This window comes from Pseudomonas sp. efr-133-TYG-23, assembly GCF_030209215.1.
GTDB classification, from domain to species: Bacteria; Pseudomonadota; Gammaproteobacteria; order Pseudomonadales; family Pseudomonadaceae; genus Aquipseudomonas; species Aquipseudomonas rhodesiae.
Genome location: NZ_JARVSL010000057.1, coordinates 1 through 8,015 on the forward strand (window position 1 = coordinate 1; position 8,015 = coordinate 8,015).

The window sequence follows — 8,015 nt, forward strand, 5'->3', positions numbered from 1 at the left end:
TGCTGTGGTGAGCGGGCTTGCCCCGCGCTGGGCTGCGAAGCAGCCCCAAACCCAGTCACCTCGGTGTGTCAGCTAAACCACATCGTCTGGGATGGGGCCGCTTCGCAGCCCAGCGCGGGGCAAGCCCGCTCACCACAGAGTTAGCTAAACCTTTGAAACCTGTGTAGACATCTATGGCTATCGTGGCCAAATGCACCGAGTTGCCGGGTGATGGCCCAGAGGAATTTAACTGTGGGAGGGGGCAAGCCCCCTCCCACCTGTCCTTTCACTTGGCTTTAGAGCGGGGTGAGTACATTCATCACCGTATCCAACGCTACCCGCGTGTCATCCAGCTGCACGAGCGACGCATGCCGCGCGCCCAGGGCATCGCGGTTCTGGATGGCGGTGAGGATGGCTTTATGCCGAGGCAGACTCAGGCCCTGGATGTCGGGGCGGCGGTTGGTGATGTTGATCGATTCGCGCAATGGCAGCGACAGCATGTTGCACATATATGCCAGCAGGTCGTTGCGGGTGGCGTCGGCGATGGCGCGGTGGAAGTCCAGGTCGGCCTGTAGCAGCTGTTCGTGGGTCTGCGCGGTCTCCATGCCGTGGTAGGCCTTTTCGATGATGGCGATGTCATCGTCGGTGGCGGTGGTCGCGGCCATGGCGGCGATTTCCGGTTCGAGGATGCGCCGCACACCGGCCAGGGTGTTGAAAAACTCGCTATGGGGCGTGGACTGCATCAACCAGGACAGCACGTCCGGGTCGAGCAGGTGCCATTTGAGCCGTGGCCGCACCACCGCACCCACCCGTGGCTTGGAGTACACCAGGCCCTTGGCACTGAGCACGCGGGTCGCCTCGCGCAACACCGAACGGCTGACCTTGTACTCCTCGCAAAGCGTGGCCTCCATGGGCAGGCGTTCTTCTGGCTTGAAGCGACCGGAAACGATGTGCATGCCCAAGTCCTGGACGATCTGGGCATGCATGCTCTTGCGCGGCTTGGACGGCTGGTGATCCATAACGGGCGGGATGCTCTGGCTTAAATTCGCGGCATCATAGCATCCCAATTAGTGGGAATGCCGTGGGACTTCCGCTCCACGGCAACCCACCAGAAAGTCAAAGTCGCAGCCTTGGTCCGCCTGCAGCACATGGTTGATGTACAGCTGGCGATAGCCGCCGACGATCAGGTCCTGTGGTGGCTTGAGGTCGGCCATGCGCGCCGCCAGCTCGGCGTCGGAAATGTCCAGGTGCAAGCGGCCGTTGGCGCAGTCCAGCTCGATCCAGTCACCTTCCTGCACCGTGGCCAAGGGCCCGCCGGCGGCGGCTTCCGGTGCCACATGCAGCACCACGGTGCCGTAGGCCGTGCCGCTCATGCGCGCATCGGAAATGCGCACCATATCGGTCACGCCCTGGGCCAGCAGCTTGGCCGGCAGGCCCATATTGCCGACTTCGGCCATGCCCGGATAACCCTTGGGCCCGCAGTTTTTCATGACCAGGATCGAGTTGGCGTCCACCTCCAGCTCCGGGTCGTTGATGCGCGCCTTGTACATGTCGAAGTTCTCGAACACCACTGCACGGCCGCGATGCTGCATCAATTCCGGGCTGGCCGCCGACGGCTTGAGGACTGCACCGAGCGGCGCCAGGTTGCCGCGCAGCACGCAGATGCCGCCGTCGGCGCGGATCGGGTTGTCCAGGGTGCGGATCACTTCGTCCTGGCCGTATATCGGCGAATCCTGGGTGTTTTCGCCCAGGGTCTTGCCGTTGACGGTCAGCGCGTTCGGGTGTGGGATCAGGTTGGCTTCGCCCAGGCGACGCAGCACCGCAGGCAGGCCGCCGGCGTAGTAGAACTCTTCCATCAGGAAACGCCCGGAGGGCTGCAAGTCCACGATAGTTGGCATACCGCGACCGATGCGGGTCCAGTCGTCCAGTTCAAGGTCCACGCCGATACGCCCGGCAATGGCTTTAAGGTGGATCACCGCGTTGGTCGAGCCGCCGATGGCCGCGTTGACCCGAATCGCGTTTTCAAAAGCTTCTTTGGTGAGGATCTTCGACAGGCGCAGGTCTTCACGCACCATCTCCACCGCACGCATGCCCGACATATGCGCCAGTACATAACGGCGCGCATCCACTGCGGGAATCGCGGCGTTGTGCGGCAGGGACGTGCCGAGGGCTTCCGCCATGCAGGCCATGGTCGAGGCGGTGCCCATGGTGTTGCAGGTGCCCGCCGAACGGGACATACCGCCCTCGGCCGCGAGGAAATCGTCCAGGGTGATGGTGCCGGCCTTGACCTGCTCACTCAGCTGCCACACCACCGTGCCCGAACCAATGTCCTGGCCCTTGTGCTTACCGTTGAGCATCGGCCCGCCCGTCACCACTATCGCCGGTACGTCGCAACTGGCGGCGCCCATCAGCAGGGCCGGGGTGGTCTTGTCGCAGCCGGTCAGCAGCACCACGCCGTCGATGGGGTTGCCGCGAATGGCTTCTTCTACATCCATGCTCGCCAGGTTGCGGGTGAGCATGGCGGTAGGGCGCAGGTTCGACTCGCCGTTGGAAAACACCGGGAATTCCACCGGGAAGCCACCGGCCTCGATCACCCCACGTTTGACGTGCTCGGCGATCTGACGGAAGTGCGCGTTGCACGGAGTCAGCTCCGACCAGGTGTTGCAGATACCGATGATCGGCTTGCCATGGAACTGGTGGTCGGCGATGCCCTGGTTCTTCATCCAGCTGCGGTACATGAAGCCGTTCTTATCGGCAGTACCGAACCACTGGGCGGAGCGTAGGCCGGGCTTTTTATCAGACATGATCGATTTCTCTTATTGTATGACTATATGTTCTCTCTACGGCTAAACATAAGCGCAAAATCTTCCATTTGGAAGTGTTGTTTCGCAAATAGTACTACTATATAGTCGATCTCAACTGAGGTGTGGCCCTGGCGAGTTATCGCGAGAGGCGTCGCCCGAGCTTCTATAAAAACAACAATCGGAGATCGACCCCCATGAGCCAGGAACTGCGGCTTATTCGGCGCATCACGCTGAAACTGATTCCCTTCCTGATCCTGCTGTACCTGATCGCCTACGTGGACCGTTCCGCCGTGGGTTTCGCCAAGCTGCACATGGGCGCCGATGTCGGCATCGGTGACGCCGCCTATGGCCTGGGCGCGGGCCTGTTCTTTATCGGCTACTTCCTGTTCGAGATTCCCAGCAACCTGATGCTCGACCGCTTCGGCGCCCGGCGCTGGTTCGCGCGGATCATGATCACCTGGGGCACCATCACCATCGGCATGGCCTTTGTGCAGGGGCCGCACAGCTTCTATGTGATGCGTTTTCTGCTCGGCGCGGCGGAAGCCGGGTTCTTTCCCGGCGTGCTGTACTACATCACCCAATGGTTCCCGGTGCGCCATCGCGGCAAGATCCTCGGCCTGTTCATCCTCTCCCAACCCATCGCCATGATGATCACCGGCCCCGTATCCGGCGGCCTGCTGGGCATGGACGGCATCCTTGGTCTGCATGGCTGGCAGTGGCTGTTCATCGTGATCGGCACCCCGGCGATCCTGCTGACCTGGCCGGTGCTGCGCTGGCTGCCGGACGGCCCCAAACAGGTCAAATGGATGAGCGAGGACGAAAAAGCCTGGCTCACCGGCGAGCTGGCCAAAGATCTGCAAGCCTACGGCCAGACCCGTCACGGCAACCCGCTGCATGCCCTCAAGGATAAGCGCGTGCTGTTGCTGGCGCTGTTCTACCTGCCGGTAACCCTGAGCATCTATGGCCTGGGCCTGTGGCTACCGACCCTGATCAAACAGTTCGGCGGCACGGACCTGGTTACCGGCTTTATCTCGGCCGTGCCGTATATCTTCGGCATCATCGGCCTGCTGATCATCCCGCGCAGTTCCGACCGTTTGAATGATCGCTACGGCCACCTCGCCGTGCTGTATGTACTGGGTGCCACCGGCCTGTTTTTCAGCGCCTGGCTCGGCGCGCCGGTGCTGCAAATGGCGGCGTTGTGCCTGGCGGCGTTCGCGATGTTTTCCTGCACCGCAGTGTTCTGGACCTTGCCGGGGCGTTTCTTCGCCGGCGCCAGTGCGGCGGCGGGCATTGCCCTGATCAACTCGGTGGGCAACCTGGGCGGTTATATCGGTCCGTTCGTGATCGGCGCGCTCAAGGAGTACACCGGCAACCTGGCCTCGGGCCTGTATTTCCTGTCCGGCGTGATGCTGTTCGGCCTGGTGTTGACCGGCGTGGTCTACCGCGTGCTGGAGCGCAAACATGTGCTGCCAGTCGACCAGTTCGCCGCCAGCGCCCGTGGTGCCACCCGTACTTAATTCAAGGAGAAAGCTGATGCGTTTAGTGCAGTTCGAACTCAATAACGGCGAGCGCCGGGTCGGCGTTGTCGATGGCACCCGGTTACGCGAAGTGCAGGGCGCCGGCAGCGTGCGCGAACTGGCGCTGGCCGCCATCGAAGCCGGGGCTTCATTGCAGCAGCAGGTCGACAGCCTGGGCTTGGGCGACAGCCATGACTACGCCGCGTTGCTCGCCGAACAGAAGATCCTGCCGCCGCTGGACCATCCAGACCCGGCCCATATGCTGATCAGCGGCACCGGCCTGACCCACCTGGGCAGCGCCGCCGCTCGCGACAAAATGCACCAACAGGCCGGCGACGAAGCCACGTTGACCGACACCATGCGCATCTTCAAATGGGGTGTGGAGGGCGGCAAGCCCGCCGCCGGTCAGGCGGGCGTGCAACCGGAATGGTTCTACAAAGGCGACGGCAGCATCGTGGTGCGCCCTGGCCAGGCGTTCCCGGTGCCACCCTTTGCCGAAGACGCCGGCGAAGAGCCGGAGATCGGCGGCCTGTACGTCATCGGCCACGACCGCAAGCCGTATCGTCTGGGTTTTGCGGTGGGCAACGAGTTCTCCGACCATGTCATGGAGCGCAAGAATTACCTGTACCTGGCCCACTCCAAACTGCGCAGTTGCAGCTATGGCCCGGAACTGCGCGTGGGCGAATTGCCCCAGCACCTGGCCGGTACCAGCCGCCTGCTGCGCGACGGCCAGGTGATCTGGGAAAACGAATTCCTCAGCGGCGAGGCCAACATGTGCCACAGCCTGGAAAACCTTGAGTACCACCACTTCAAGTACAGTCAGTTCCTCACGCCGGGCGATGTGCATATTCATTTCTTCGGCACCGCCACGCTGTCATTCGCCGACGGTATACGTACCCAACCGGGGGATGTGTTCGAGATCAGCCAGGCCGAGTTCGGCGCGCCGCTGATCAACAGTGTCGGCCAGGCCGATGCGATATTCGAACCCGGCAACGTCGTCACCCTTTAAGGAGAGCACCATGACCCAGTTTATCGGCCACAACTACATCGGCGGCCAGCGCAGCGCCCAGGGCAGCACCAAGCTGCACAGCGTCGACGCGGCCACCGGCGAAACCTTGCCTCAGGTTTTCTTCCAGGCCACCCCGCAAGAGGTCGACGCCGCCGCCCAGGCCGCCGCCGCCGCGTACCCGGCGTACCGCGCCTTGAGCGCCGCGCGCCGTGCGCAGTTCCTCGATGCGATTGCCGACGAACTGGATGCCCTGAGTGATCATTTCGTCGAGTTGGTGTGCCGCGAAACCGCGCTGCCGGCGGCCCGCATCAAAGGCGAACGCGGTCGCACCAGCGGCCAGATGCGCCTGTTCGCCACCGTGCTGCGGCGCGGTGATTTCTATGGTGCGCGCATCGACAAAGCCCTGCCGGACCGCCAACCACTGCCGCGTCCGGACCTGCGTCAATACCGCATCGGCCTCGGCCCGGTTGCGGTGTTCGGCGCGAGCAACTTCCCACTGGCGTTCTCCACTGCTGGCGGCGACACCGCAGCCGCGCTGGCGGCCGGGTGCCCGGTGGTGTTCAAGGCCCATAGCGGGCATATGGCGACGGCCGAATGCGTGGCCGATGCGATCATCCGCGCGGCCGAGGCCACCGAGATGCCCGCCGGCGTGTTCAATATGATCTTCGGCGGCGGCGTCGGTGAGGCGCTGGTCAAGCACCCGGCGATCCAGGCGGTGGGCTTTACCGGCTCGCTCAAAGGCGGCCGTGCCCTGTGCGACATGGCGGCGGCACGCCCGCAACCGATCCCGGTGTTTGCCGAGATGTCGAGCATCAACCCGGTGATCGTGCTGCCCCAGGCCCTACAGGCACGGGCAGACACCGTGGCCCGCGACCTGACCGCCTCGGTGGTGCAAGGCTGCGGCCAGTTCTGCACCAACCCAGGCCTGGTAATCGGGATCGCCTCGCCCGAATTCAGCGCATTCACCCAGCAAGTAGCACAGTTGATCGGCGAGCAACCGGCGCAAACCATGCTCAACGCCGGCACCTTGAGCAGCTATGGCAAGGGCCTGGAAAAACTCCTGGCGCACCCTGGTATCCAGCACCTGGCGGGCAATGCCCAATCCGGCAATCAGGCCCAGCCCCAGCTGTTCAAGGCTGACGCCAGTTTGTTGATCAACGGCGATGAGGCACTGCAGGAAGAAGTGTTCGGCCCCACCACGGTGTTTGTCGAAGTCGCCGATCAGGCCCAGCTCAGCGCCGCATTGCACGGCCTGCATGGGCAACTGACGGCGACGCTTATCGGCGAGCCGGGCGACTTGCAGCAGTTCGCCGAACTCACGCCACTGCTGGAGCAGAAGGTCGGGCGCATCCTGCTCAATGGCTACCCGACCGGGGTGGAGGTCTGCGACTCGATGGTGCATGGCGGTCCGTACCCGGCGACCTCCGATGCCCGTGGCACTTCGGTCGGCACCCTGGCCATCGACCGCTTCCTGCGTCCGGTGTGTTTCCAGAACTACCCTGACAGCCTGCTGCCCGATGCGCTGAAAAATGCCAACCCGCTGCGTATCCAGCGCTTGGTGGACGGCACGCCGTCGCGCGATCCGCTGTAAACACCCAACCCGCGTCCAGGAGGCTATATGTCGTTGAGCGCAGTTACCGCACACCGTGCGCAGTTGGGGGAGGGCCCGTTCTGGGACGGTCCGACCCAGGCGTTGTATTGGGTGGATATCGCCGGCAAACAGGCGCTGCGCCTGATGGATGGGCAACTGCGCATGTGGCGGATGCCCGAGCATGTCTCGGCGTTCATCCCCTGCGAACGCGGCGATGCGCTGGTGACCTTGAGCAGTGGCGTCTACCGCCTGGACCTGGCCACCGAGGCCCTGACCCTGCTGTGCCAGGCCGATCCGCACCCCGGCAACCGTGGCAATGAAGCGCGTTGCGATGCCCAGGGGCGGCTGTGGTTGGGCACCATGCAGAACAACATCGGCGAGCAGGGTGAGGACCTGCCGATCACGCGGCGCTCCGGCGGCCTGTTCCGCGTGGACGCCGACGCCACGGTCACGCCATTGCTGCAAGGGTTGGGTATCCCCAATACCTTGCTGTGGAGCGACGACGGCAGCCAGGTGCACTTCGGTGACAGCCTGGACGGCGCGCTTTACCGGCACGGCATTTCGGCCAACGGCCATCTGGAATCGCCCACGCTGTGGTTTGGTCCGCATCCGCGTGGCGGGCCGGACGGCTCGGCGATGGACGCCGACGGATATATCTGGAACGCCCGCTGGGACGGCGGTTGCTTGCTGCGGCTGACGCCCACGGGCGAGGTGGATCGAGTCATCGAGCTGCCGGTCAGCCGCCCCACCAGTTGCGTGTTTGGTGGGCCCGAACTCACCACCCTGTTTATTACCAGTGCGGCCAGTCCTCTGGATCACCCCTTGGACGGTGCCGTGCTGGCTATCGATGTCGATGTACCTGGCAAACCTTGCCATCGCTTTGCCGGTTAACCCCAAGCGCTAACAACAATAACAAGGAGTCACCCGTATGAATCGTCGTCGTGGTATCCGTTCCCTGTGCTGCGCCGCTGTGGCGGTATCGGCCATGAGCTTGAGTGGGCTGGTGCTGGCCGCTGATACAGTCAAAATCGGCTTCCTGGTCAAACAAGCCGAGGAACCTTGGTTCCAGACCGAGTGGGCCTTCGCTGAAAAAGCCGCCAAGGACAAGGGGTTTG

6 protein-coding genes and 1 pseudogene are annotated in these 8,015 nt (G+C 63.5%); 5 read left to right on the forward strand and 2 right to left on the reverse strand.

All coding sequences use genetic code 11. The features are described from left to right. Positions 1-275 precede the first annotated feature (275 nt). A complete protein-coding gene (locus tag QRN41_RS26100) occupies positions 276-998 on the reverse strand; it encodes a FadR/GntR family transcriptional regulator (protein ID WP_034096881.1) in 723 nt (240 codons plus the stop codon). A 48-nt stretch (positions 999-1,046) separates the two neighbouring features. Then, positions 1,047-2,783: an IlvD/Edd family dehydratase gene (locus QRN41_RS26105; RefSeq protein WP_034112990.1), complete on the reverse strand. Its 1,737-nt coding sequence runs from the start codon at positions 2,781-2,783 to the stop codon at positions 1,047-1,049. A 194-nt stretch (positions 2,784-2,977) separates the two neighbouring features. On the opposite strand from QRN41_RS26105, the gene QRN41_RS26110 reads away from it, so the two are divergent. From QRN41_RS26110 to QRN41_RS26130, 5 genes and pseudogenes are all read left to right on the forward strand, one after another. Then, positions 2,978-4,300, forward strand: a complete 1,323-nt coding sequence (locus tag QRN41_RS26110; protein ID WP_167418674.1) for an MFS transporter — start codon at positions 2,978-2,980, stop codon at positions 4,298-4,300. A 16-nt stretch (positions 4,301-4,316) separates the two neighbouring features. After that, complete coding sequence (gene araD1, locus QRN41_RS26115) at positions 4,317-5,309, forward strand: AraD1 family protein (protein WP_167418675.1); 993 nt, start codon at positions 4,317-4,319, stop codon at positions 5,307-5,309. 10 nt (positions 5,310-5,319) lie between these two features. Further along, on the forward strand, positions 5,320-6,900 hold the full coding sequence (locus QRN41_RS26120; protein WP_040267947.1) for an aldehyde dehydrogenase (NADP(+)): 1,581 nt from the start codon (positions 5,320-5,322) through the stop codon (positions 6,898-6,900). Between the two features lie 27 nt (positions 6,901-6,927). Beyond that, the gene (locus QRN41_RS26125) at positions 6,928-7,791 is read left to right on the forward strand and encodes an SMP-30/gluconolactonase/LRE family protein (RefSeq protein WP_094066280.1); all 864 of its coding nucleotides are present in this window, start codon (positions 6,928-6,930) and stop codon (positions 7,789-7,791) included. A 37-nt stretch (positions 7,792-7,828) separates the two neighbouring features. Then, a pseudogene (locus tag QRN41_RS26130) lies at positions 7,829-8,015 on the forward strand (arabinose ABC transporter substrate-binding protein); the annotation flags it as partial.

Bases quoted from the DNA above. Each gene is read 5' to 3' on its own strand.
- QRN41_RS26100 (WP_034096881.1), bottom strand. From the start codon at position 998: ATGGATCACCAGCCGTCCAAGCCGCGCAAGAGCATGCATGCCCAGATC.
- QRN41_RS26105 (WP_034112990.1), bottom strand. From the start codon at position 2,783: ATGTCTGATAAAAAGCCCGGCCTACGCTCCGCCCAGTGGTTCGGTACT.
- QRN41_RS26110 (WP_167418674.1), top strand. From the start codon at position 2,978: ATGAGCCAGGAACTGCGGCTTATTCGGCGCATCACGCTGAAACTGATT.
- araD1 (WP_167418675.1), top strand. From the start codon at position 4,317: ATGCGTTTAGTGCAGTTCGAACTCAATAACGGCGAGCGCCGGGTCGGC.
- QRN41_RS26120 (WP_040267947.1), top strand. From the start codon at position 5,320: ATGACCCAGTTTATCGGCCACAACTACATCGGCGGCCAGCGCAGCGCC.
- QRN41_RS26125 (WP_094066280.1), top strand. From the start codon at position 6,928: ATGTCGTTGAGCGCAGTTACCGCACACCGTGCGCAGTTGGGGGAGGGC.